We start from the raw sequence: 22,757 nt of genomic DNA on the forward strand, positions 1-22,757 counted from the left end.
GCCCCACGGAAAGGACCACCCATGCCCCTTGGCCCCGACAGCACCGAAAGGATCGCGCGCGCGCGTGGCGACCTGCGCATGGGCGTTCCCGTGGTGGTTGACGGGCTTCTGGTGGCGGCGGCCGAGACGCTGACGCCAGCGCGGCTTTCGGCGCTGCGCGAGCTTGGTCCTGCCGTGCTGGCGATCACGGCGCGGCGCGCGGTGACATTGAAGGCACGGCCCTATGACGGCGACATCGCCCGGCTGCGGTTGCCTGCGGATGTCGGCCCGGACTGGGTGCGTTCCGTGGCCGAGCCCGCGGATGACCTGAGCCACCCGCTTCTCGGCCCCTTCGTCACGCTGCGCGAGGGCGACGCAGCGGCGCATCGCGCGGCGATCGGGCTGGTGAAATCCGCCCGGCTTCTGCCCGCGGTGCTGGCGGTCGAGGTTCCGGGGGCCGTCGCATTCGCCATGGCCCATGGGCTTACCCGCGTCACTCTGGCCGAGGCCGCAGCGGCGCTGGCCGACGCAACGACGCTTTCCGAGGTGGTCTCGGCGCGGGTACCGCTTGCGGTGTCACGCGCCACGCGGCTGCATGTCTTTCGCCCCGCCGATGGCAGCGAGGAACATTACGTGGTCGAGATCGGCAGCCCCCCGCGGGCCGAGCCGGTGCTGGCGCGGCTGCACTCGGCCTGTTTCACCGGCGACCTTCTGGGCAGTCTGAAGTGCGATTGCGGCGCGCAACTGAACGCCGCGCTGGCCCAGATGGGGGCCGAGGGCGCGGGCGTGTTGCTTTATCTCAACCAGGAAGGCCGCGGGATCGGGCTGGCCAACAAGATGCGGGCCTATTCCCTTCAGGATCAGGGCTTTGACACGGTCGAGGCCAATCACCGGCTCGGCTTCGAGGATGACGAGCGCGATTTCCGCATCGGCGCGGCGATCCTGCGCGAGATGGGGTTTTTGGCCGTCCGGCTGATGACCAACAACCCCGCCAAGATCGAGATGATGCGCGCAAACGGCATCGAGGTGACTGGCCGCGTGCCGCTCAAGGTCGGGCACACGGCCGAAAACGCCCGCTACCTCGCCACCAAGGCCGAGAAGTCCGGGCACCTTCTGTAGGGCCGGATCAACCCTGGTGCGGCGGTCGCATCTGGCGAATCGCCGCCTCGATCGCGCGCCAGGTCTCTGCGTCGCCGGTTTCGCCGGCCGCCTCATGCGCGGCGGCCTTCTGCGCGGCCTCTGCCTGCGCCTTGTCGCCATGGGCTGCCAGGAGCGAGCGGGCGTAGTCCATCACCTTGGCCGTTTCCATCTCGAACCTCCTTTCGTCATGTTCATGCAGGCCGCAGTGCCTGCCCGAAGCCAAGCCTAGCACGTTGGTACCGGTTGTGCGCTTGATCGACCTCAAGCCCCCTTCCTCTTGCCGGGGAGCTGGGGCAATTTGCCTATCATGCGTGCAACCGACCTGGTTCTGACCCCGACTCTCCTGCGTTTTGCCGGACGCAGCTTTCCCCGGTCCATCGGGCGCGGTGGTGTGACGGATGACAAGCGCGAGGGCGACGGCGCGACGCCGCGGGGCGTCCACCGCATCGTGGGCATGCTCTATCGCCCCGACAGGATGGCGCGGCCGGCGCCCTGGGCCGTTCCGATCGGACCCATGGATCTCTGGTCCGACGACCCGGGACACGCGGACTATAACCACATGGTGCGCGCGCCCTATCCTCACAGCCATGAACGGCTGCGCCGGGCCGATCCCCTCTATGACCTGGTGCTGGTCACCGATTGGAACTGGCCTTGCGCCGAACCGGGGCGCGGGTCGGCGATCTTCGTCCACCGCTGGCGCAAGCCGCGCCATCCGACCGAGGGCTGCATCGCGCTTGCCCCCGATCACCTGCGCTGGATTGTGGAAAGGCTGATGCCGGAGAGCAGGTTGATCATCCGCTGACCGCGCAGCGCCGCCGCCTCAGCCGTAGGCGCGGGCCCCGAAGATCGCCGAGCCGACCCGCACATGGGTCGCGCCCAGCGCGATCGCCTCTTCGAAATCGTCGCTCATACCCATCGAGAGGCCGGTCAGACCGTTCCGTGCGGCGATCTGCGCAAGCAGCGCGAAATGCGGCGTCGGTGGTTCGTCCACCGGCGGGATGCACATTAGCCCCCGGACGGGCAAGTCGAGCGCGCGACATTCGGCCACGAAGGCATCCGCCTCGCCCGGCAGGACGCCAGCCTTCTGCGGCTCCTCGCCCGTGTTCACCTGGATGAACAGGTCGGGACACGCCCCCCGCTCCTGCGCGTGGTCGGCCAGACGGTGGGCCAGTTTGATCCGGTCGACGGAATGGATGGCGTCGAACAGGTCGACCGCCTGGCGGGTCTTGTTGCTCTGCAACGGGCCGATCAGGTGCAACTCGACCCCCGGATAGCGCTCCATCAACGCCGGCCACTTGCCCGCTGCCTCCTGCACGCGGTTCTCGCCAAAGATCCGGTGGCCGGTCTCCAGCACCGCCTCGACCCGCTCGATCGGCTGCACCTTCGACACCGCGATCAGAATGACCGAGCCGGGCGCCCGCCCTGCCTTGGTCTCGGCCGCCGCCAACCGTTCACGAATCTCTTTCAGGCCCATCCTGTCCCCCTCAGTCTATTGCATCGCCCAGCGCCTCGATCAGCGGGGCCAGTTCGTCCGCGTGCCGTTCCCACGCCTTCATCGACGTGGCATAGATCGGCTGGCGCACCTGGTGCAGGCTGAGCGTCGCCACCCGGCGTTCGGTCTTGTGGAAGTCGAGGCAGCCATCCTCCCATGCCAGCCCGCCGGCGGCCACCAGTGCGCGCGCCTGGGGTTCGGGGTCGGCGATCAGGTTCTCGTAGCGAATCTCGTGAAAGCCATCCGGCAGACGCGCGCGCCAGAAGTCGATCACCTCGACGAACATCCGGTAGTAAAGCCCCAGGTCGCGCAGGTCGTAGGCGTAGCGGTGCGTGCCCTCGGCGAAGATGTTCTTGTAGATCGACAGGCAGGTGTCGCGCGGGTCGCGATGCACGACGACGATCCGCGCGTTGGGCAATGCCAGCCGCACCAGCCCCGCCACCATGTAGGTCTGGATCGACTTGTCGGTGACGATGTCCGAACCGGGCAGCCGCATCCGCAGATGCGCCTCGACCGCATGGCCGAACTCCGCGATTTCCCGGTCGCCCAGGCCGGACAGCGGCCGCAGCCCGCCCGCACCGTCGGACATCAGCCGCATTGCTTCGCCCGCGACGAATCCCAGCTCGCCCCCGCCGGTGACGCGGGAATGGCTGGCGAGGATCTGCTCGACCAGCGTGGTGCCCGAGCGCGGCATGCCGGTGACGAAGATCGGCGCGTAGTCCGTCACCCCGGCCACCCGGCGCGCTGTGAAATCGGTGTCCGCCACGGCGGCCTTCAGCGCGTCGATCTCGGCCCGGCGCTCGGCGATGTCATAGGGGTAAAGCTTGCGCATCAGCGCGTTGGCCGGGTGCAGATAGGCAAAGATGCGGTCGGGCTGCCCGGCATCCTCCATCGCCTTGGCCAGCGCAAAGCCGAGGTTCATCCGGCTGTGGTCGCTCAGGTCCGGCCGGTCCCACAGCGCCGCCATCTCGGCCACCAGGGGATCGTCGGCGCCGATCCGGCGGCCCTTGACCAGAAGCCGGAACGGCTCGCCGTTTGTCGGGTCCAGGTCGATCGACCGGCGGAATCCGGCCTCGGCCTCCTGGAACCGGCCCATCTGCTGCAACAGGATCGCGCGGCGGCCGTGAACCTCGGGGCGGTCGGGGGCGGCGGCCACGGCGCGGTCATGGGCGGCAAGCGCGTCCTCGGGGCGCCCGGCCCGTTCCAGCGCGCGGGCAAGCGCCTCGAAGGTCTGGGGCCGTGTTTGGCCAAGGGCGATAGCGCGCGAGAACGCGTCGGCCGCGGCGGCATAGTCCCGCGCCGCCAGATGCGCCTCGCCCAGATGCAGCGCCGCCTCGACCAGTTCCGGGGCCAGGCGCAGCGCCTCGGCAAAGGCGGCGCGCGCCGCGTCGGGGCGGCCCAGCCGGTTCAGGACGGTGCCGTGAATGTCGGCCAGCACGGCGGAATCGGCATGGCGGGCGCGCAACGCGGCGGCGCGGGGCTCGGCCGCGTCCAGCCGGCCGGAATTGACCAATGCCAGCAGCGCGTCGATCTCGGCCGGGGGGGCCGATCCCAGAACGCCGGGGCCCGGAATTCCGGGGCGGGTGCCGCGGGCGAGTACCGCCTGGATGCGGGCCTGCACGTCGGGCGGCAGCCGTGCGGCCCTGGTCTTGGCGGCAAAGCCGCGGAGGCGGGCCTTGTCGCCCAGCGCGGCCAGTGCCTCGGCCCAGGCCAGCCAGATCGCGGGTTCGCCCGGTTTCGCCTGCGCCGCCTTTTCGAACTGCTGGACGGCGCGTTTGGGGGCGCCGCGGGCCATCGCGATCCGGCCCAGTTGGAACAGCGCCTCGGGCTGGCGGGGGCGGGCGGCCAGCACCTGTTTCAGCAGCGCCTCGGCGCCATCCAGATCGCCAGCGGCCTGCCGGTCGACGCCCTGTTGGTAAAGACGGGCGATCTGTGCGGGGCTTGGGGGTTGCATGGGCACCGGTTCCGGATCCTCGGGCCGGGGCTTAGCACGGGCCGGGCCGGTTGTCGATTTGCCCGCCCGCAAAAGAAAAGAGCGGGCGCAAGGCCCGCTCTTCCAGTCCGAAAGTCTTGCGACTTAGAACTTCATAGCCAAGCCGAGCGACCAGGTTTCGAAGTCGCCGGCAGTGTTGTCGATGTCCGAGTCGCCGTAGCCCGCGTGCACCGAGGCGCCACCGCCGAGGTCATACGCGACGACAAGGCCGTAGCCGCTGGCATCGTTGCTGACGTCCCAGTCATACTCGCCATAGTTGGCGTGGAACGACCAAGCGTTGATCTCGTAGCCCATCGAGATGCTCCAGTGGTCGGCATCGTCATTGCCGGTGAAGTCGTAGGACGTGTAGGTCAGCCCACCGACGAAGCCATTCTGGAAGTCGGCAGTCAGCGAGAGGCCCCAGAGGTCCATGTCACCAGCGGCCGCCGCGTAGCCGTAGTCATCCAGGTAACCCGGAGCCCAAACTCCATTGAGCTCAGCTTCCTGATAGGCAAGCCCGAGGCCCAGATCGACGCCGGTCATCTGGGTGTTGTAGTTGACGCCAACAGCGAAACCATCGTCACGCGCGCCGGAATCGTCAAGTTCGGTCGAAACCGAGAACCCGAAATCGCCGAAGTTATAGTCGTAGCGCAGGATCTGGTTGTCGTAGGCGGCGTCGCCATAGCCGAAGTTGAACCCGGCATGGATCGTTTCGTCGTCACCGATCGTGCCCGGGTTGCCCGAGTTTTCGGTCAGGCGGTAGTCCGCCGCGCCGTCGATCTCGCCCATGGTCAGGGTGCCGAAGCTGCCCGAGATGAACATCGCGGTATTGTCAGCTCCGAAGTTGCCGTTGGCTTCACCTTCGGCTTTCTGAATCTCGGTGCTGACACCGACGGTGACGCCCATGTCGGTCTCGGTCGAGGCCGAGAATTTCAGCATCAGATCGTTGTGGAACTGGGTTGTGGCATTGTTAGCGCCTTCTTGGGCGAAGCCGATGCTGTCGTCACCGCCGCCGACGACGCCCATCTCGGCGTAGCCGGAGAAGGTGATTTCGGCCGCTGCGATGCCGGCCGTGGCAACCAGCGCGGTGGTCGCGAAGAGAACCTTTTTCATGGTTTTCCCTCATTCGTTAAAGATGCACCTCAGGCCGGAGCATCCGATCTGAGTATGCTCTGGGTTTCGCTCTTGCCCCCCTCAAATGCAAGGAACACCACCCGCCCCCCTGAACGGCGCCCCCGATTGATGCAGCAAAGCCACACCGCCCCCGCGCCCAAGCGGACGTGCCGCAAGGGAAAAACCTTGTCCGCCTTGGCCGGCTCGGCTAAGCACAGCCCAAGGACAAAGAGGGCGCAGGTCATGACCTTTCACCGCATCGCTCGCGGGGCATTGATCGGGATGCTGGCTGTCGGCCTTTCCGGCTGCGGCGACAGCGGGCTGTTCGGCCGCGACCGGCAGCCGCGGGTTCTGACCCCCGAGGAAGGCGCCGCGCTGGAACAGTCGCGCGAGGCCAACATCGCCCGGCAGTACGAAAACACGCCGATGGCCGAGATCGATCGGGACCGGCAGTCGAAATCGACGATCTGGGACCTGTTCACCAATTCCGACGACCCGAACACCACGGTCGAGGTGAACAAGTATCTCTGGCAGGCCTCGCTCGATGTGCTGAACTTCCTGCCGATTCGGTCGGTCGATCCGTTTTCCGGCGTCATCGTAACGGGTTACGGCACGCCCCCCGGCGGCGGACGGGCCTATCGCGCGACCGTCTATGTGCAGGACCCGGCGCTGGATGCGCGGTCACTGAAGGTCGCGCTGCACAGCCAGTCGGGCGCGGTCGACTCGGCCACCGTACGCGCGGTCGAGGACGCGATCATGACCCGCGCCCGCCAGATCCGGATCCGCGACAGCAAGCTTTGAGCGGCCACTGGACGCCCCGCGCGTCGCCGATTATGCACGACGCCGGGCCATGCGCCCGGCGTTTGACTGAGGATTGCTGACATGGCGCGCTACATCCCGGCCGAGATCGAGCGGAAATGGCAGGACGAATGGGAGGCGGACGCGACGTTCCGCGCCTGTCACGACCCGGCGCGTCCGAAATACTACGTGCTGGAGATGTTCCCCTATCCGTCGGGCCGCATCCACATGGGGCATGTGCGCAACTACACCATGGGCGATGTGGTGGCGCGGTTCAAATCCTCTTGCGGATTCAGCGTGTTGCACCCGATGGGGTGGGATGCGTTCGGGATGCCCGCGGAAAACGCGGCGATGGAACGCGGCGGCCACCCCAAGGACTGGACCTACGGCAACATCGCGGACATGCGCGCGCAGATGAAGCCGCTGGGCTTGTCGATCGACTGGTCGCGCGAATTCGCCACCTGCGATCCGGAATATTACGGCCAGCAGCAGGCGATGTTCATCGACTTCCTTGAGGCGGGGTTGGTCTATCGCAAGAACGCCGTGGTCAACTGGGACCCGGTGGACATGACGGTTCTGGCCAACGAGCAGGTGATCGAGGGCAAGGGCTGGCGGTCGGGCGCGCCGGTGGAACGGCGGGAACTCACGCAGTGGTTCTTCAAGATTTCCGATTTCGCCGAGGAACTGCTGGACGCGCTCGACGGGCTGGAAAACTGGCCCGAGAAGGTCAAGCTGATGCAGCGCAACTGGATCGGCAAGAGCCGCGGGTTGCAGATGGCGTTCGGGCTGGCGGACGGGCCCGAGGGGTTTGACCGGATCGAGGTCTACACGACGCGCCCCGACACGCTGATGGGGGCGAGTTTCCTCGGCATTTCGCCCGACCACCCGCTGGCGAAGGCGCTGGAGGACGGCAACCCCGAGGTGGCCGCCTTCTGCGCCGAATGTCGCCGGATGGGGACCAGCGAGGAAGAGCTGGAAACAGCCGAGAAGAAGGGTTTCGACACCGGACTGAGGGTGCGCCATCCGTTTGATCCGGAATGGGAATTGCCGGTCTACATCGCCAATTTCATCCTGATGGACTATGGCACGGGGGCAATCTTCGGCTGCCCGGCGCACGACCAGCGCGACCTGGATTTCGCGCGGAAATACGGGTTGGACGTGATCGACACCTTCGTCGCGCTTGAGAACGGTCAGCCGGTCGGAGCCGAGGCGTTCGTGCCGCCCAAGACCGAAAAGGTCCGCTGGACGAAGCCCTTCGCCTGGGACGAGGTCGCCAGCGGCGAAGAGGCCATCGACGCCGCGATTCGCCATTGCGAGGCGCAGGGCATCGGCGAAGGCGTGACCAAGTTCCGCCTGCGCGACTGGGGCCTGTCGCGGCAACGCTATTGGGGCTGTCCGATTCCGGTGGTGCATTGCGACGCCTGCGGCGTGGTGCCCGAGAAGAAGGAAAACCTGCCGATCGAGCTGCCCTATGACGAGGGTGGAAAGCCGATCGACTTCTCAATTCCCGGCAACCCGCTCGACCGCCACCCGACATGGCGCGACTGTGCCTGCCCGTCCTGCGGCAAGCCCGCGAAACGCGAAACCGACACGATGGACACCTTCGTGGATTCGTCGTGGTACTACGCCCGCTTCACCGCGCCCCATGCGGCCACGCCGACCGACAGGGCCGAGGCCGAATACTGGATGAATGTCGACCAGTACATCGGCGGGATCGAGCACGCGATCCTGCACCTTCTGTATTCCCGGTTCTTCGCCCGCGCGATGCAGATCACCGGCCACCTGCCCTCGAAGGCCATCGAGCCCTTCGATGCGCTGTTCACGCAGGGCATGGTGACGCACGAGATCTACGAAAGCAAAGGCCTCAGAAAAAGCCGCGCTAAAGACGGCTCGGAGGTCGAGATAGCCTTTGATCAGTACTACTTGCCGGAAGACGTCGTGATTGCTGAATTTGGCGGCGAACGGTCGGCAGTGCTTCGATCGGAAATGGTTGCTGACGGCCTCGACCCCTCGAATCCACAGCACGTCAAGGACTACCTTGACGTTCTGGATCGCAGCCAAATCAAGATCACTCCCTCGGCCAAGATGTCGAAATCCAAAAAGAACGTGGTCGATCCGGTCAGCATCATAGAATCCTTTGGCGCCGATACCGCGCGCTGGTTCGTGCTGTCCGACAGCCCGCCTGAGCGTGACGTGGAGTGGACCTCGGCGGGCGCCGAGGCGGCGCACCGGCACCTGGGCCGGGTCTGGCGTATCGCCAACGGCATTGCCGAAGAGATGGGGCAGGGGGGCGGGGTCGCCGCCTACGAATCCGAAGGCGAGGGCGCGGCCTCAACGGGCGGAGACGATCTGACCCTCCGCCGCGCCCTGCACAAGACGATCCACGACGTGACGATGGGGATCGAAAGCTTCGGCTTCAATACCTCGGTCGCGAAACTCTACGCCTTCACCAACGTGCTGGCGAAATCGACCGCCTCGCTGCCCGCGCGCCGCGAGGCCGCGATGGTCATGGCGCAGCTCATGGCGCCGATGACCCCGCACCTGGCCGAGGAAATCTGGGACATGCTGGGGGGGGCAGGTCTGATCGCCCGCGCGCCCTGGCCCAAGGCGGACCCGGCGTTGCTGGTCGAGGATACCGTCACGCTGCCGATCCAGATCAACGGCAAGCGGCGGTCGGAACTCCGGGTGCCGAAGGACATGTCTGCCGAAGAGGTTGAAAAGCTGGTGCTGGCCGACGATGCTGTGGCCAAGGCGCTGGATGGCGGCGCCCCGAAAAAGCTGATCGTCGTGCCGGGCCGCATCGTCAATGTCGTCGTCTGACCGCCGCACCTTCCTTGCCGTTCTTTCCGGGCTGGCGCTTGCCGGCTGCGGCTTCCGGCCGGCCTATGGTCCGGGCGGCGTGGCCGAAGGACTGCGTGGCCGGATCGCGGTCGACCCGCCCGACACGCGCAACGCCTTTGCGCTGGTCGAGCGGCTGGAAGAGCGGCTGGGCCGTGCCGAGGCGCCGCTTTACCGGTTGAGCTATCGTCTCTCGACCATCCGCGAAGGGCTTGGGATCAGCGAAGCGCAGGAGACCACGCGCTATACCCTGCGGGGTGAATTGCCGTTCCAGCTTGTCGACCTGTCGACCGGCACCACCGTGCAATCGGGCACCATCAAGGCCTTTTCCGCCTATTCTGCCACTGGCAGCACCGTTGCCACCCTGGCTGCCGAACGCGATGCGGAACGGCGGTTGATGGTGATGCTGGCCGACCAGCTTGTGACCCGTCTGGTCGCCACGGCGGGCGACCGCGCGCGATGAAACTTTCGCCCCGCGAGGCGGCGCGCTATTTCGCCCGGCCCGATCCCGACCGGGCGGGGCTTCTGCTCTACGGCCCCGACCCGATGCGCGTGGCGCTGAAGCGCCAGGAGGTGATCGCAACGCTGCTTGGTCCCGGGGCCGAAGAGGAAATGCGGCTGACGCGGATGATGGCGGGCGACCTGCGCGCCGACCCCGCCGCTCTTTTGGACGCGATCAAGGCGCGCGGATTCTTCCCGGGCCCCCGCGTCGTATTCCTGGAGGACGCGTCCGACACCCAGGCCGACACCGTTGTGTCCGTGCTGGAGGACTGGCAGCCGGGCGATGCGCAACTGGTGGTGACGGCCCGGCAGCTTACGCCGCGTTCGGGACTGCGCAAGGCGTTCGAAGCCCACCGGAACGCCTATGCGGTCGCGATCTACGACGACCCGCCGGGCCGCGACGAGATCGAGGCGATGCTGGCGCGGGCGGGGCTGTCGGGGCTCGACCGGTCGGCGATGGGCGCGCTGGCGGATCTTGCCACGGCGCTCGACCCCGGCGATTTTCGCCAGACGGTCGAGAAGCTTGCGCTTTACAAGCTGGGCGATGCCGCGCCCGTCACGCCGGACGAAGTGGCGGTCTGCGCGCCCCGCTCGACCGAGGCGGATGCCGACGACCTGATCCATATCGTCGCCGAGGCGAACACCGCCGCGATCGGCCCGCTCTTGCGGCGGCTCGAGGCGCAGGGGGTCACGCCGGTCACCCTGTGCATTGCCGCGACGCGCCATTTCCGCGCGCTGCATGCCGCGACGGCCGATCCGGGCGGACCTGCGCAGGGAATCGCGCGCCTGCGCCCGCCGGTGCATTTCAAGGCGCGCGACCGGATGGTGCGGCAGGCGCAGGCCTGGGGCTTGCGCCGTCTGGAACAGGCGCTGGGCCTGTTGATCGATACTGACCTTGTGCTGCGGTCCTCACAGCGTGCGCCGCAAATGGCGGTGATGGAGCGCAGCCTGATCCGGCTGGCCCGGCTGGCGAAGGCCTAGACCGGCTCTGCATCCACGTTGTCCGGTGGCGGGCGGAAACGCGGTCAACCAAACCCATGACGCTTGGGGGTGTCCCTTCGCCGCACAGGGCGATGTGCCAGACGCGTCGGATTCGGAGACAGGTATTCCTGACCTTGCGGTTTCTGGTGTCGCGGTCGTGATGAAGAAGCGACCTTGATGCCTGTGCGGGGCGACCTCGAGCGGCGAATTGCGCCGGGTGGGGCTTGATCTTGCGCAATCAAGTTGAGAACCCTTTCGGGAAAACCGGGGGACGTGACATGTATCGCGTGATCGGCAGCGGCAACAGCCGCGCAAGGCGGGTGCTCTGGATGCTGGAGGAGCTTGGCCTCCCTTACGAGCATTTGCCGGCCCTGCCGCGCTCGGAGGACGTTGTCGCCCTGAATCCGGCCGGCAAGGTACCGGTGCTGATCGCCGATGGTGTGCCGATCCCCGATTCGACCGCGATCCTGACCTTCCTTGCCGACCGCCATGGGCGGCTGACCTATCCTGCCGGCACCATCGACCGCGCCCGGCAGGACAGCCTGACCCAGTTCCTGCTGGACGAGTTCGATTCGGCGCTGTGGATGGCGGCGCGGCACAGCAGCGTGCTGCCAGAGGCACTGCGGCAATCGGCGATCAAGGACAGCCTCAAATGGGAATTCGTCCGCAGCCAGAAGGTGCTTGTGGGGCGGATGGGCGAAGGACCGTTCCTGATGGGCGCGGCGATGACCGTACCCGATATCATCCTCACCCACTGTGGCGACTGGGCCGAGACCGCGTGCTTTCCGATCACCGAGCCGGTTCTGTCGGACTACCTGTCCCGGATGCGGGCGCGCCCGGCCTACATGCGCGCGCAGGACGCCTGAAGCCGCCGCGCCGCAGCCGCGCCCGCCCAGCGCCCGGTGGCAAGGCAGGCGGTGAGGAGATAGCCGCCCGTGGGGGCCTCCCAATCCAGCATTTCGCCGGCCAGCCAGGTGCCGGGCCGGGCGGTCAGCATCAGGTCGCCATCCACCGCCTGCCAGCACACGCCCCCCGCCGTCGAGATCGCCTCGTCCAGCGGGCGCGGGCCTGCGTGGCGGATCGGCAGGGCCTTGGCGAGTGTGGCAAGCGGCGCGCCCTCGGGCAGACGGCGGGCGAATTCCATCAACAGCGCCAGCCGTGCGGGGTCGAGCCCCAATGCCTTGCGCAGGTGGTTGGAAAGGCTCGCCTTGCCCCGCGGCCGGGCGAGGCGGTCAGCGACCTTTTCAGGTGTCCAGTCCGGCAGCAGGTCGGCGACCAGCGGCGCGCCCTCGCGCAAGGACCGCGACAGCGCGTAGATGCCGCCACCTTCAAGCCCGCGGGCCGAGATCACGAACTCGCCCCGGTGCCAGGGCCCGTTTCCCGCGCGTAGGGCAACGCCCTTGACCGGCTGGCCGAAATGGCGGGCCATCGGTGGCGACCAGTCCACCCGCAGCCCGACATTGGCCGGCGCAAAGGGTGCCAGCGGCACGCCCTGCGCGGCGACTGCATCGGCCCAGCGGCCATCCGAGCCCAGCCTCGCCCAACTTGCCCCGCCGAGGGCAAGAATCGTGACGCCGGCCAGAACCGCGCGCGGCCCCTCCGGCGTCGCGAACCGGACCGTGTCGCCGTCGAACCCCGTCCAGTGCCAGCGGGCTCTCAGCGTCGTGCCTTGGCGATCGAGCCGCCTCAGCCATGCGCGCAGCAGCGGCGATGCCTTCATTGCCCTTGGGAACACCCGCCCCGTGCTGCCGGTGAAGACCGGTTGGCCCAGCCCTTCGGCCCAGGCGCAGACCTGATCGGGGCCAAAGGCCTCAAGCATCGGGCGCAGGTTCGGCGCGGCCTCGGCATAGGCGGTTAGAAACGCGTCGAAGGGTTCGGCCCGGGTCAGGTTCAACCCGGACTTGCCCGCCATCAGGAACTTGCGCGCGGGTGCCGCCTTGGCCTCGGCGATCACCGCCGGAATTCCTGCGGCACCCAGCGCCTCGGCGGCCATCAGCCCCGCGGGCCCCGCCCCGATCACCAGCGCCCCGATCCGCTCCATCGTCCCCTTGCCCGGGCGCCCGACGCGCCCCATTCTTGCGCCCATGACCAACGCGCCGATCTGCCCGCTCTGCGGCCGCCCGATCCCTTTGGAGGCGAAACAGAGCCTGCACCATCTGACCCCGAAGCTGCGCGGAGGCAAGGGCGGGCCCACGGTCCGACTGCATCAGATCTGCCACAACGAGATCCATGCCACGCTGACCGAGGCCGAACTGGCCCGAGACTATAACTCGATCGAGGCGTTGAGGGCACACCCGAGGTTGGCAAAATTCATCGCTTGGGTGGAACGGCGCCCACCTTCGTTTCATTCAAGGACGCCGGGTGTACGCCGACGGCGTTAGAACCGTGCCGGGGAGCGACGGTTTCCTGTTGCCGTTCGGGGCGAGGGGTTAGCGATCGAAGAAATCCTCTTCGACTTCGCTGGGATTGATGCCGATGGCTTCGAGGCCCGCTTCGAGATAGTCGGCAAACAGCGGCATGCTGGCGAGATAGTTCTCGGTGGGCGTCGTCGCCTCGGTCTTGGCGGTTTCGATCGCCTCTGCCAGGTCATCGGCGTCGAACGTCTCGCGCCCGATCCAGGTCAGCGCCACCAGGCTTGCCTTCTCGTCTTCGTTCATCGCCGCGATGAAGGCGCGCAGCTCGGCCTCGGCCATGCGCTTTTCGCGGGCATAGAATATCACCTGCACCACCTTGCGCGGGCTGATCTCGAGCAGATCTTCCATCTTTTCGCGGTCTCCTCCGAAGTCGGTGCCAGTTTCGCCCGCCCCTGCCGGATGCACAAGCCTTGGCTCAGCGTCGAGGCGCGAAAATCCGGTAATAGGCCCATTCGGGCAGGAATTGCGACAGGCGGAACAGCCAGGCGAAGGGCGTGGGGAAGCTGCGCGAGAAGTTGTCGGTCATCATGTGCTCGACCACTTCGCGAGCCGCGGGCTCGGGGTCCATGATGAAGGGCATGGCGAATTTGTTCTTGTCGGTCAGCCGGGTGCGGATGAAACCCGGGTTCACGACCTGTACCCTGACGCCCGTGCCGCGAAGGTCGGCATGCATGCTTTCGGCCAGCGACATCACCCCGGCCTTGGACGCGCAATAGCCGATCGCGCCGGGCAGGCCGCGGAACCCCGACAGGCTGCCGGTCAGCACGATATGGCCGCTGTCCCGGGCGACGAAATCGGGCACGACCTGGCCCAGCACGCGGGCGGCGCCGGTGAAGTTGATGTCGCACATCGCCTCGACCTCGTCGGCGTTCCAGTCCTGTGCCGCTTGCGGCCAGTAGACGCCGGCCAGGAAAACCAGCCCGTCAATCCTGCCGACCCGGGTGAACGCCTCCTTGACCGACACGCGGTCCGACACGTCGATGGTCACCACCTCGGCCCTTGCGGGCAGCGATGCGGCCAGATCCTCCAGCCGCTCGGCCGTGCGGGCGCTGAGGACGAGTTCAACACCCAGCGCACTCAGCCGTTCCGCGAGAGCGCGGCCCAGGCCCTCGCTTGCGCCGACGATCCAGTAGCGTTTGCCGATCCAGTCGTTCACGAGGCCTCCTTGGGACGCAGGGTCGCGACCAGTTCGGCGACGGGGATGCCGAACTTGCGGAACTGGCTGCGGTTCATGATCGTCCCGTTTTCCAACAGATACATCCAGTCGATCGCGTCCAGCACATGCCCCCCCGATTCCTCGGGCAGGCGGATTCGGTAGCGCAGATGGACGCCGCTTCCCTTCTGCCATCCCTCGCCGCTGCCCACAACATCGGGTGCCTCGGCGCGGATGCAACCATCGTTACCCAGCGTGAAATTCCAGCAGCGACTTTGCGTCGCGCCGCTGTCATAGCGGAATTCCTCGGCCATCGTGCCGGTGTTGCCGTCCCAGCGCGCCTCGATGTCGGCCACGAAGCGCGACGCCACGCGGCCCGTGGGGCCGTAGATCACGCCTTCGCACAGAATCGGGCCGTTCAGATGCCTGCGGATGTCGAACGCGGGGCCCTTGCCCGCGTAGTCCCCGGGCTTCTGGGCGGGAAAGGTCAGGGTCCGCGCGCGAAGGACCAGCAGCGCAAGCATTGCCAGCGCACCAAAGAGGAACGCAAGAAAAACGCTCATCGGATCGCCTCCCGTGTCAGTGGCGTCGCGGCGAGAAGCGCGATCGCGATCAGTTTCAGGGCGCAGGGGACCAGCGCATATAGAACCCCCAGCATCGCCAGCGCCTCGGGCGGGTTGTCGGCCCCGGCGGTGAACCCCGCGCGGTCAAGCAGCGGCAGCAGCGTCACCGCGGCAAAGGCCAGGGTGAATTTCGACACGAACGACCAAAGCCCGAAGGCCTGGCCCGCATTCGGCGCCACATGGGCCATGCGGCCCGCGAAGATCGCGGGCAACAGGGTCATGTCGGCGCCCAGCGCCGCGCCCGAGGCGATGCAGATCAGGGCAAAGGGCAGGGTGTCCCCGGCCCCCAGGACCGCGGCATAGCCGAAGGCGAGGATCGACAGCACCATGCCCGCGATCAGCATGCGCTTTTCCCCGAAGGCGCGCGCAGCCCGCCCCCAGGCCGGTGCCGAGGCTGCGGCTGACAGGAAGAACAGCAGCAAAAGCGGCCCCTCCCAGCCCGGTGCGGCAAGGCGGCTTTCGACGAAGAACAGGAACAGCGTCGAGGTGATCGCCACGGGCGCGGCGTTGACCAGGGCGATCAGCAGCAGCCGCCGCGCGATCGGGTCGGCCAGCACCTCGCGAAAGCCGCTGTCCTCGGGCGCGATGGGCAGCCGCCATTCCCGGCGCATCGCAAGCGCGGCGACCAGCCCGAGCACGGCGAAACCAGCGGCGAACAGCGCAAAGGGCGCGTCCGAGGACATCAACAGCGTCGGCGCCACGGCCGCTGCACTGACGCCCAGAAGCGCCCCTGTCTCGCGCCAGGCGGCGATGCGCACATGCCCGCCGGGGCCAAGCCGCCCGGCACGGGCCACGCCCTGCGCGTAGAACGTGATGGTCAGAAAGCTGAACGCGGTGAACAGCCCCGTCAGGGTCAGTCCGAACCACAAGAGCGGCGCCACGGGCGGCGTCACGGCGAAAAGCGCAAGCATCGAGCCCGCCAGCAGAGCCACGCCCAGCGCCACCGCCAGCCCCCGCGCCCGGTGCAACCGTTCCGACAGCCAGCCAAGCACCGGGTCCTGCACCACGTCGAACAGCCTCAGTCCGAACAGCACCGCGCCCAGCGCGGCGAGGCTGACGCCGTATTCGTCGACGTAGAACTTGGGCGCGTGGATATAGATCGGCAGCCCCGCCGACGCCAGCAGCGCCGCGAACAGCGCATAACCGGACAGCGGCGCGGCCTGCGCCATCAGCTGACCTCTTTGGTCGGCGGCTCGGGATGGGCGCGGTACTTGGCACCCTTCAGGAACAGGACCAGCGCATGCCAGTGGATCAGCGCCAGAACCCGGCGCGAGCCGAAGGGGCGGCGGAACATGCCCTTGAGGATCGCCCAGTTGCTCAGCGGCCGGCGCGGGCCGGTGAGTGTTGCGTAAAGCCCCGTCTCGTCGTTCGAGGAATAGTCGATCCAGATGCCGACCTTGTCGGGCCGGATGTCGAAGCGGAACCGGTAGCCGCCCTCGATCGGCAGGAAGGGCGAGACATGGAAGATCTTGGTCGCGGTCAGGATGTCCGACGGTTCGATCGGGCGCTGGTCGGGGTGGTGGCACAGATAGGAATGTCGGTCGCGCCACGGGTTGTTCACCTCGGCGATCACCACGCGCAGCGCGTCGTCCTTGCCGTAACACAGCCAGAAACTGACCGGGTTGAATTCATGCCCCATGACCCGCGGCAGGGTCAGCAGCTCGATCCGGCCCTTGGCGGCGAACAGGTCATGCGCCGCCAGAACCTCGCGCACCCATTCCGCCCCGCGCCCTTCGCCCCAGGCACCGCCATGGTCGCGGTCCCAGACCGACATCAGGTTCCTCGCGTTCAGCGAAAACCAGCGCGGTGTCTTCGGCGCCTCGGCTTCGGCGTCATAGAGCACATAATCGACCGTGTGGTGCAGCTTGTGGGCGACCGCGCCGCGCCGTTGGTGAAAGGTCGTGCCGCGGACATGTTCGACGATCGCGGTCATGCCGCCACCGTTTCCGGCTGGCGCCGCCGCATCGCCTCGACGACGTCATGGGCGCTGGCCAGCCCGTCCTCGTGGAACCCGTTGCGCATCCATGCGCCGCAGAACCATGTGCGGTTCGTGCCGTTCATGTCGCGAATCCGCTTTTGTGCATCCAGTGCGGCCAGATCGTAGACCGGGTGGCGGAAGGTGACCCTGTCATGGATCAACTCTTCGCGGATCTCGCGTTTGCTGTTCAGCGTGACGAACAGCGGATCGCTTTCCGGGATCGGTTGCAGCGAATTCATCCAGTAGGTAAGGTCGATCCGGTCGCTGTGGCGGGTCCGGTCTTCGGTATAGACCCAGCTTGCCCAGGCCGCGCGGCGCTTCGGCATCAGGGCCGTGTCGGCGTGCAGGACGGCGTCGTTCGGCTGATAGCGCACGGCGCCCAGCGCGGCCCGTTCCTCGGGGCTGGGATCGGCCAGCAGCGCGAGGCTGTCGTCGGAATGGGTGGCCAGCACCACCTCGTCGAACAGTTCCCAGTCGCCGCCTCTGGCACGGACCTCGACCCCGGCCTCGATCCGTCGGACCGCCTCGACCGGGGCGCCGGTGCGGATCTCGACGCCGCGTGCGAGAAGCGCGGCCTCGACCCGGCGGACATACTCGATGGACCCGCCCTTGACGGTGTACCACTGGTGCTGGCCCTTGTGGCTGAGCAGCGCGTGGTTCTCGAAAAAGCGGATCATCGCGTGCGCCGGAAAGTCGAGGATACCCGTCGTCGGCGTCGACCAGATCGCGCCCGAGAGCGGCAGGAGGTAGCGATCGCGGAACCACTCGCCGGTGCCAAGCGCGGCGAGGAACTCGCCGATGGTCGCGCCGGGATGCGCCCCGGCCACCTTCAGCGCATTGGCGTTGAATTTCAGCACGTCGCGCAGCATGCCAAGGAATTTCGGGTTCAGCGCGTTCGAGGGCTGGGCGAAAACCGCCTTCAGATCCTTCAGCCCGTATTCAAAGGCGCCGCCGTCCAGCGACGCGCCAAAGCTCATGTCGGATTTCGCGACCGGCACGCCAAGCTCGTCGAACAGCCGCGTCATCAGCGGATAGTTGACGTGGTTGAACACGATGAAACCCGTGTCCACCGGCTGGTCGCCGCGCTTGCCTGCCATCACCGTGCGCGCGTGCCCGCCAAGCCGTTTTTCCGCCTCGAACAGCGTGATCCGGTGGTCGGTTCCCAGAAAATGCGCCGCGCCCAGGCCCGAAATGCCGGCACCTATCACTGCGATGCGCCGGGGGGCGCCCGCTGCGGTTTCGAAAGGCATCTGTCCTGCTCCTGCTCTGTCCGTCGCTTGCATATGGTCCAGGCCGCACCGCTGTCCAGTTGTGCGATGCGGTCGGGCGGATCGAAGACGCAATCTGGCGTTTTTTTCGGCAGACCGGTGATCCGACCGGGGGCGAGGGGCGTATTCCCGATATGTTGAACGGCTCATGCGCCACCGAGGAATCGGGTGCAGCCCTGCCAGACAGGTCCTATCCTGTTGTGAGCAATGGTGCAGTCCGATCGATCGAGGCGAGGGTCGTGAACGAGAGACAGACGTCCGACGTGCGTTGGGTGCAGTTGGTCGAGCGGGTGCGGTCCGGCAGGGATCAGCGCGCATTTGCCGAACTGTTCGGCCACTTCGCCCCTCGCGTGAAGGCGTTCCTGATGAAATCGGGCGCGGATGCGTCCCTTGCCGAGGAGTGCGCGCAGGAGGTGATGGCGACGGTCTGGCACAAGGCGCACCTGTTCGACCCTGAACGGGCGAGTGTCGCGACATGGGTCTTTACCATCGCCCGGAACCGGCGGATCGACGCGCTGAGAAAACAGCGCCGCCCGGAGCCCGAGGACTTGCCCTGGGGACCCGAGCACGAACCCGACCAGTCCGAGACGATCGCCCTGCAACAGGAGAGCGAACAACTGGGCCGGGCGCTTGCTGCCCTGCCGGATAACCAGCGCATGCTGATCGAAAGGGCCTATTTCGGCGAGCTTTCGCACAGCGAGATCGCCGCCGAGACGGGGCTTCCGCTCGGCACGATCAAATCGAGGATACGCCTGGCGCTGGAGCGCCTTCGGCACGAAATGAAATGAAGAAGACAATGACCACAACGATCAAGCACCACCTGACCGACGATCTGCTGATGGCCTATGCCGCGGGCAACCTGCCCGAAGCGTTCAGCCTGGTCGTGGCGACTCATGTCTCGCTTTGCGATGAGTGCCGCGCGCGGCTGATGGAATACGAGGCCGTGGGCGGCGCGGTGCTGGACGATGCCCCGGAATGTGCGATGGCCGAGGACAGCTTTGCTGCGACCATGCGCCTGATCGACGGGATGCCCGCCGATGAGCGGATCGAAACATCCGCCATGGTCAGGCATGACGGAAATGCCGTTTTCCCCCAGCCGCTGCGCGACTATGTGGGCGGCGATGCGGAAGCCGTGAGATGGAAATCGCTGGGTGGCAGGATACGCCAGGCAGTTTTGCCGACATCGAAAGAAGCCTCGGTGCGTCTGCTTTACATTCCCGCCGGCATGGCGATGCCCGATCACGGGCACAAGGGAATGGAACTGACGATGGTTCTGCAAGGCGCGTTCGAGGATGACGAGGGCCTTTACGCGCGCGGTGATGTCGAGGTCGCGAACGAAGAGATGGAGCACACGCCAGTCGCCGCCCCCGGCCCCGACTGCATCTGTCTTGTCGCGACCGATGCGCCGCTGAAATTCTCGGGCCTGCTGCCGCGGATTGCCCAGCCCTTCATCGGCATCTGAGCCTACTCGGCGGGTTTCGTCAGGGCAACGATGTGGGGCTCGTCGGGCTCCAGTTCCTCGAAATCGAAATTGTCGAGCCTGGCGGCGCGCTTGCCCGCCCGCTCGGCCGCGGTGCCGATCCCCTCGAGATCCGCGCGCGCCTGGCCAAAATGGGTGTTCAACTTGTCCACCCGCTCGACCACCAGTTCCACGTCCCGGTGCAGTTGCTTCAGCGTCTTGCGGATCGCGCCCGCCTGTTCGCGCATCCGCGCGTCCTTGAGGATGGCGCGCATCGTGTGCAGCGTCGCCATGCAGGTGGTGGGCGAGACGATCCAGACCCGCGCCTCGAACCCCTCGCGCACCAGTTCCGGAAAATTGGCGTGGAGTTCCGCATAGACCGCCTCGGAGGGAAGGAACATCAGCGCGCCATCCGCCGTCTCGCCCTCCAGGATGTATTTCTCTGAAATCGCGCGGATATGGGCGCGCACCGAGGTCCGTAGTTGCTTGGCCGCCTCGTTCAGTTCCCACTGGGTTTCCGCGCGCCTGAGCGCCTCGTAGGCCTCCAGCGGGAATTTCGAGTCGATCACGATGGGGCCCGGCGGATTCGGCAGGTGGATCAGGCAATCCGCCCGCTTGCCGTTCGACAGCGTCGCCTGCATCACGTAGCTGTCCTTGGGCAGCGCCTTGGACACGATGTCGTGCAGCTGGATTTCCCCGAACGCGCCGCGGGTCTGCTTGTTCGACAGGATGTCCTGCAGGGACAGCACGTCGCCGGACAGCTTCTCGATATTGGCCTGCGCCTTGTCGATGGTCACCAGCCGCTGCTGCAATTCGCCCAGCGACAGCGCTGTCCGCCGCGAGGTGCCTTCGAGGTTCTGGTTCATCTGCTCCGAGACCTGCGCCAGCCGCGCCTCCATCAGGCGCAGCATGTTGGCCTGGCTCGCCGCCTGTGCCTCGGACACGTGGGTCAGCCCGCCCGCCAGCCGGTGCTGTCCCTCGCCCAGCGCCTCGACCCGGCGGGTCAACTGGTCCATCTGGTAGATCAGGGGTTCGGCCAGCGACGCCGACCGCCCGGACCGGCGCACGGTCAGGATCAGCAGCGTGACGACAAGGATCACCAGCGCCGCGACGACCCCCGCGCCGATCACCGCCGGATCGTCCCAGCCGTAGGTCCGCCCGCCGATCACGATGTCCCTGCCGATCTCGATCATCGCCGCCCGAAAAGCCTTTCGATATCGGACAGCCTCAGTTCCACGTAGGTTGGCCGCCCGTGGTTGCACTGGCCGGAATGGGGCGTCGCCTCCATCTCGCGCAACAGCGCGTTCATCTCGTCCACCCGCATCCGCCGGCCCGAGCGGATCGAGCCGTGGCAGGCGACGCGGGACAGGATCGCCTCGATCCGCGCCTGAAGCGTCTGGCTGTCGCCCAGATCGGCCAGATCGTCGAGAATGTCGCGGATCAGCGCGCCCGCGTTCACCTCGCCCAGCAGCGCGGGCGTTTCCCGCACCGCCACCGCGCCGGGGCCAAAGGGTTCGACCGTCAGCCCGAGCCGCGCCAGCGTCCCGGCATGCTCCATCAGCCGCGCCAAGTCGTCCTCGGACAGGTCCACGATCTCGGGGATCAGCAGCGCCTGCGCGGCCACCCCGGTGTCCGCCATCTGGCGCTTGAGCTTTTCGTAGACCAGCCGCTCATGGGCGGCATGCTGGTCGACAATCACCATGCCGGTCTCGGTCTGGGCGAGGATGTAGTTCTCGTGGATCTGCGCACGCGCCGCTCCCAGCGGCAGGCTTTCCGCCCCGGGCGCGGACTCGGCCGCCTCGAACCGGGCCGAGGGGTCGGCGAAGCCGGGCGCGAGCGGCGCCGGGGCCTGTGCTCTGTGCGCCACGGCCAGCACACGCGGGCCGGGACGGTCCATCTGGTAGAGGCGCGGCGCGGTCGGTTCGGGCCGCATCGCGCCCAGCGTTTCGCCCGCAACCGTCGTCGATGCCCGATGCCCCGCCTCGGCCAGCGCATGCCGCAGGGCCGACACGATCAGCCCGCGCACTACGCCCGGTTCACGGAACCGGACTTCGGCTTTGGCGGGATGCACGTTCACGTCCACGAAGGTCGGGTCGCACTCGACGAACAGCGCCGCCGCCGGGTGACGGTCACGCGACAGGAAATCGGCATAGGCGGCCCTCAGCGCCCCGATCAGCAGCTTGTCCCGCACCGGACGGCCATTGACGAAGAGGTATTGCGCGACCGCCGCACCCCGCGAATAGGTCGGCAGCGCGGCATAACCCACCAGCGCCACGCCCTCGCGCTCGGCGTCGATCCTCAGCGCATTCTCGGCGAAATCCGCGCCCAGCACCCGCGCCAGCCGCCCGCGCAGCGCGTCGAACAGGTCGCCCGTCTCGGCATCGGCGCGGAAGGTGACGCGGCCCTCGCCCCCCTCGGAGACATCGCGCAGGGTAAAGGCCACGAAAGGCTCGGCCATGGCCAGCCGCCGGACGACATCGCCGATCGCCTGGCTCTCGGCGCGGTCTGTGCGCAGGAATTTAAGCCGCGCAGGCGTGGCGAAGAAAAGGTCGCGCAGGTCCACCACCGTGCCGCGTGTCAGCGCGGCTGGCGTGACCGGCCCCATGCGCCCGCCCGAAACCTCGATCTGTGCGGCCTCGGCCCCCGGGGCACGGCTGGTGATCGCCAGCCGCCCGACCGCGCCCAGCGAGGGCAGCGCCTCGCCGCGGAAGCCGAAGCTCGCGATGTTCAGAAGGTCCGTTCCGTCGATCTTGGATGTCGCGTGACGGGCCAGTGCCAGCGGCAGATCCTCGGCCGCGATCCCGTGCCCGTCATCGGCGACACGGATCAGGGTCTTGCCGCCATGGGCGATCGCAACGTCGATACGCCGCGCCCCCGCGTCCAGCGCATTCTCGACCAGTTCCTTGACCGCCGAGGCCGGGCGTTCGACCACCTCACCCGCCGCGATCCGGTTGATCGCAGCCTCGTCGAGTTGGCGTATCCGGGGCAGATCGGCGCTTATCTTGGGGTTGGGCGAGTTCATGCCACAAGGGTTAGCACGCCCACCCC

At 67.4% G+C, this 22,757-nt stretch carries 23 protein-coding genes; 10 read left to right on the plus strand and 13 right to left on the minus strand.

Features of this window, described 5'->3' with window-relative positions:
* The first annotated feature begins 21 nt into the window (after positions 1-21).
* Complete coding sequence (ribA, locus tag EV655_RS15340) at positions 22-1,098, plus strand: GTP cyclohydrolase II (protein WP_132546242.1); 1,077 nt, start codon at positions 22-24, stop codon at positions 1,096-1,098.
* A gap of 7 nt (positions 1,099-1,105) precedes the next feature.
* Here ribA and EV655_RS15345 read toward each other — a convergent pair whose 3' ends face one another.
* Positions 1,106-1,288 (minus strand): hypothetical protein, encoded by a 183-nt coding sequence (locus tag EV655_RS15345; protein ID WP_132546243.1) that lies wholly within the window; start codon positions 1,286-1,288, stop codon positions 1,106-1,108.
* 138 nt (positions 1,289-1,426) lie between these two features.
* Here EV655_RS15345 and EV655_RS15350 point away from each other — a divergent pair, with 138 nt between their 5' ends.
* A complete protein-coding gene (locus EV655_RS15350; RefSeq protein WP_132546244.1) occupies positions 1,427-1,921 on the plus strand; it encodes a L,D-transpeptidase family protein in 495 nt (164 codons plus the stop codon).
* Between the two features lie 18 nt (positions 1,922-1,939).
* Here the strand turns inward: EV655_RS15350 and EV655_RS15355 are convergent, their stop codons facing one another.
* From EV655_RS15355 to EV655_RS15365, 3 genes are all read right to left on the minus strand, one after another.
* A complete protein-coding gene (locus EV655_RS15355) occupies positions 1,940-2,593 on the minus strand; it encodes a YggS family pyridoxal phosphate-dependent enzyme (protein ID WP_132546245.1) in 654 nt (217 codons plus the stop codon).
* Positions 2,594-2,603: 10 nt separating this feature from the next.
* Positions 2,604-4,565 carry a tetratricopeptide repeat-containing sulfotransferase family protein gene (locus EV655_RS15360; protein ID WP_132546246.1) on the minus strand — a complete coding sequence of 654 codons (1,962 nt, stop codon included), beginning with the start codon at positions 4,563-4,565 and terminating at the stop codon, positions 2,604-2,606.
* 123 nt (positions 4,566-4,688) lie between these two features.
* A complete protein-coding gene (locus tag EV655_RS15365; protein WP_132546247.1) occupies positions 4,689-5,696 on the minus strand; it encodes a porin in 1,008 nt (335 codons plus the stop codon).
* A gap of 243 nt (positions 5,697-5,939) precedes the next feature.
* On the opposite strand from EV655_RS15365, the gene EV655_RS15370 reads away from it, so the two are divergent.
* The 5 genes from EV655_RS15370 (at position 5,940) to EV655_RS15390 (ending at position 11,680) form a co-directional block, all read left to right on the plus strand.
* A complete protein-coding gene (locus EV655_RS15370) occupies positions 5,940-6,497 on the plus strand; it encodes a DUF3576 domain-containing protein (protein WP_132546248.1) in 558 nt (185 codons plus the stop codon).
* Between the two features lie 81 nt (positions 6,498-6,578).
* Positions 6,579-9,314 carry a leucine--tRNA ligase gene (gene leuS / locus EV655_RS15375; RefSeq protein WP_132546249.1) on the plus strand — a complete coding sequence of 912 codons (2,736 nt, stop codon included), beginning with the start codon at positions 6,579-6,581 and terminating at the stop codon, positions 9,312-9,314.
* The gene (gene lptE / locus EV655_RS15380) at positions 9,301-9,795 is read left to right on the plus strand and encodes an LPS assembly lipoprotein LptE (protein ID WP_132546250.1); all 495 of its coding nucleotides are present in this window, start codon (positions 9,301-9,303) and stop codon (positions 9,793-9,795) included. Before leuS ends, lptE begins: the two co-directional genes overlap by 14 nt.
* A complete protein-coding gene (holA, locus tag EV655_RS15385; RefSeq protein WP_132546251.1) occupies positions 9,792-10,814 on the plus strand; it encodes a DNA polymerase III subunit delta in 1,023 nt (340 codons plus the stop codon). The genes lptE and holA overlap by 4 nt, the downstream gene beginning before the upstream one ends.
* A 278-nt stretch (positions 10,815-11,092) precedes the next feature.
* Positions 11,093-11,680 (plus strand): glutathione S-transferase family protein, encoded by a 588-nt coding sequence (locus EV655_RS15390; protein WP_132546252.1) that lies wholly within the window; start codon positions 11,093-11,095, stop codon positions 11,678-11,680.
* Here the strand turns inward: EV655_RS15390 and EV655_RS15395 are convergent.
* Positions 11,656-12,888 carry a TIGR03862 family flavoprotein gene (locus tag EV655_RS15395; RefSeq protein WP_243645100.1) on the minus strand — a complete coding sequence of 411 codons (1,233 nt, stop codon included), beginning with the start codon at positions 12,886-12,888 and terminating at the stop codon, positions 11,656-11,658. The two genes, EV655_RS15390 and EV655_RS15395, sit on opposite strands and share 25 nt — an antisense overlap.
* Positions 12,889-12,898: 10 nt before the next feature.
* On the opposite strand from EV655_RS15395, the gene EV655_RS15400 reads away from it, so the two are divergent.
* Entirely contained in the window at positions 12,899-13,195 is a 297-nt protein-coding gene (locus EV655_RS15400; RefSeq protein ID WP_132546253.1) for an HNH endonuclease, read from the plus strand.
* A 48-nt stretch (positions 13,196-13,243) separates the two neighbouring features.
* Here the strand turns inward: EV655_RS15400 and EV655_RS15405 are convergent, their stop codons facing one another.
* The 6 genes from EV655_RS15405 to EV655_RS15430 all read right to left on the minus strand — a co-directional run bounded on the left by EV655_RS15405 (position 13,244) and on the right by EV655_RS15430 (position 18,232).
* A complete protein-coding gene (locus tag EV655_RS15405) occupies positions 13,244-13,576 on the minus strand; it encodes a DUF3775 domain-containing protein (protein WP_424511320.1) in 333 nt (110 codons plus the stop codon).
* 67 nt (positions 13,577-13,643) lie between these two features.
* On the minus strand, positions 13,644-14,384 hold the full coding sequence (locus EV655_RS15410) for an SDR family NAD(P)-dependent oxidoreductase (RefSeq protein WP_132546254.1): 741 nt from the start codon (positions 14,382-14,384) through the stop codon (positions 13,644-13,646).
* The gene (locus EV655_RS15415) at positions 14,381-14,944 is read right to left on the minus strand and encodes a DUF3833 domain-containing protein (RefSeq protein WP_132546255.1); all 564 of its coding nucleotides are present in this window, start codon (positions 14,942-14,944) and stop codon (positions 14,381-14,383) included. The genes EV655_RS15410 and EV655_RS15415 overlap by 4 nt, the downstream gene beginning before the upstream one ends.
* On the minus strand, positions 14,941-16,173 hold the full coding sequence (locus EV655_RS15420) for an MFS transporter (RefSeq protein WP_132546256.1): 1,233 nt from the start codon (positions 16,171-16,173) through the stop codon (positions 14,941-14,943). Before EV655_RS15420 ends, EV655_RS15415 begins: the two co-directional genes overlap by 4 nt.
* A complete protein-coding gene (locus EV655_RS15425) occupies positions 16,173-16,937 on the minus strand; it encodes a DUF1365 domain-containing protein (protein WP_132546257.1) in 765 nt (254 codons plus the stop codon). Before EV655_RS15425 ends, EV655_RS15420 begins: the two co-directional genes overlap by 1 nt.
* The gene (locus EV655_RS15430) at positions 16,934-18,232 is read right to left on the minus strand and encodes an NAD(P)/FAD-dependent oxidoreductase (protein WP_132546258.1); all 1,299 of its coding nucleotides are present in this window, start codon (positions 18,230-18,232) and stop codon (positions 16,934-16,936) included. The genes EV655_RS15425 and EV655_RS15430 overlap by 4 nt, the downstream gene beginning before the upstream one ends.
* Positions 18,233-18,384: 152 nt before the next feature.
* On the opposite strand from EV655_RS15430, the gene EV655_RS15435 reads away from it, so the two are divergent.
* Positions 18,385-19,038, plus strand: coding sequence for a sigma-70 family RNA polymerase sigma factor (locus EV655_RS15435; protein ID WP_132546306.1), 654 nt, complete (start codon positions 18,385-18,387; stop codon positions 19,036-19,038).
* A gap of 8 nt (positions 19,039-19,046) precedes the next feature.
* On the plus strand, positions 19,047-19,712 hold the full coding sequence (locus EV655_RS15440) for a ChrR family anti-sigma-E factor (RefSeq protein WP_243645101.1): 666 nt from the start codon (positions 19,047-19,049) through the stop codon (positions 19,710-19,712).
* Positions 19,713-19,714: 2 nt separating this feature from the next.
* On the opposite strand, the gene EV655_RS15445 is transcribed toward EV655_RS15440, so the two are convergent.
* Together EV655_RS15445 and mutL are read right to left on the minus strand one after the other, a co-directional pair.
* Positions 19,715-20,902 (minus strand): DNA recombination protein RmuC, encoded by a 1,188-nt coding sequence (locus EV655_RS15445; RefSeq protein WP_132546260.1) that lies wholly within the window; start codon positions 20,900-20,902, stop codon positions 19,715-19,717.
* Positions 20,899-22,731 (minus strand): DNA mismatch repair endonuclease MutL, encoded by a 1,833-nt coding sequence (mutL, locus tag EV655_RS15450; RefSeq protein ID WP_132546261.1) that lies wholly within the window; start codon positions 22,729-22,731, stop codon positions 20,899-20,901. The genes EV655_RS15445 and mutL overlap by 4 nt, the downstream gene beginning before the upstream one ends.
* Between the last annotated feature and the right edge of the window lie 26 nt (positions 22,732-22,757).

This window comes from Rhodovulum euryhalinum, from assembly GCF_004342445.1.
Classification (GTDB): Bacteria; Pseudomonadota; Alphaproteobacteria; order Rhodobacterales; family Rhodobacteraceae; genus Rhodovulum; species Rhodovulum euryhalinum.

What these genes read in the sequence shown, in the direction of transcription:
- EV655_RS15370 (WP_132546248.1), top strand. Translation starts at nt 5,940, where the DNA reads ATGACCTTTCACCGCATCGCTCGCGGGGCATTGATCGGGATGCTGGCT.
- EV655_RS15345 (WP_132546243.1), bottom strand. Translation starts at nt 1,288, where the DNA reads ATGGAAACGGCCAAGGTGATGGACTACGCCCGCTCGCTCCTGGCAGCC.
- EV655_RS15395 (WP_243645100.1), bottom strand. Translation starts at nt 12,888, where the DNA reads ATGGGGCGCGTCGGGCGCCCGGGCAAGGGGACGATGGAGCGGATCGGG.
- EV655_RS15440 (WP_243645101.1), top strand. Translation starts at nt 19,047, where the DNA reads ATGACCACAACGATCAAGCACCACCTGACCGACGATCTGCTGATGGCC.
- EV655_RS15360 (WP_132546246.1), bottom strand. Translation starts at nt 4,565, where the DNA reads ATGCAACCCCCAAGCCCCGCACAGATCGCCCGTCTTTACCAACAGGGC.
- ribA (WP_132546242.1), top strand. Translation starts at nt 22, where the DNA reads ATGCCCCTTGGCCCCGACAGCACCGAAAGGATCGCGCGCGCGCGTGGC.
- EV655_RS15420 (WP_132546256.1), bottom strand. Translation starts at nt 16,173, where the DNA reads ATGGCGCAGGCCGCGCCGCTGTCCGGTTATGCGCTGTTCGCGGCGCTG.
- EV655_RS15365 (WP_132546247.1), bottom strand. Translation starts at nt 5,696, where the DNA reads ATGAAAAAGGTTCTCTTCGCGACCACCGCGCTGGTTGCCACGGCCGGC.
- EV655_RS15445 (WP_132546260.1), bottom strand. Translation starts at nt 20,902, where the DNA reads ATGATCGAGATCGGCAGGGACATCGTGATCGGCGGGCGGACCTACGGC.
- EV655_RS15430 (WP_132546258.1), bottom strand. Translation starts at nt 18,232, where the DNA reads ATGCCTTTCGAAACCGCAGCGGGCGCCCCCCGGCGCATCGCAGTGATA.
- lptE (WP_132546250.1), top strand. Translation starts at nt 9,301, where the DNA reads ATGTCGTCGTCTGACCGCCGCACCTTCCTTGCCGTTCTTTCCGGGCTG.
- mutL (WP_132546261.1), bottom strand. Translation starts at nt 22,731, where the DNA reads ATGAACTCGCCCAACCCCAAGATAAGCGCCGATCTGCCCCGGATACGC.
- EV655_RS15405 (WP_424511320.1), bottom strand. Translation starts at nt 13,576, where the DNA reads ATGGAAGATCTGCTCGAGATCAGCCCGCGCAAGGTGGTGCAGGTGATA.
- EV655_RS15400 (WP_132546253.1), top strand. Translation starts at nt 12,899, where the DNA reads ATGACCAACGCGCCGATCTGCCCGCTCTGCGGCCGCCCGATCCCTTTG.
- leuS (WP_132546249.1), top strand. Translation starts at nt 6,579, where the DNA reads ATGGCGCGCTACATCCCGGCCGAGATCGAGCGGAAATGGCAGGACGAA.
- holA (WP_132546251.1), top strand. Translation starts at nt 9,792, where the DNA reads ATGAAACTTTCGCCCCGCGAGGCGGCGCGCTATTTCGCCCGGCCCGAT.
- EV655_RS15415 (WP_132546255.1), bottom strand. Translation starts at nt 14,944, where the DNA reads ATGAGCGTTTTTCTTGCGTTCCTCTTTGGTGCGCTGGCAATGCTTGCG.
- EV655_RS15355 (WP_132546245.1), bottom strand. Translation starts at nt 2,593, where the DNA reads ATGGGCCTGAAAGAGATTCGTGAACGGTTGGCGGCGGCCGAGACCAAG.
- EV655_RS15435 (WP_132546306.1), top strand. Translation starts at nt 18,385, where the DNA reads ATGTTGAACGGCTCATGCGCCACCGAGGAATCGGGTGCAGCCCTGCCA.
- EV655_RS15350 (WP_132546244.1), top strand. Translation starts at nt 1,427, where the DNA reads ATGCGTGCAACCGACCTGGTTCTGACCCCGACTCTCCTGCGTTTTGCC.
- EV655_RS15425 (WP_132546257.1), bottom strand. Translation starts at nt 16,937, where the DNA reads ATGACCGCGATCGTCGAACATGTCCGCGGCACGACCTTTCACCAACGG.
- EV655_RS15390 (WP_132546252.1), top strand. Translation starts at nt 11,093, where the DNA reads ATGTATCGCGTGATCGGCAGCGGCAACAGCCGCGCAAGGCGGGTGCTC.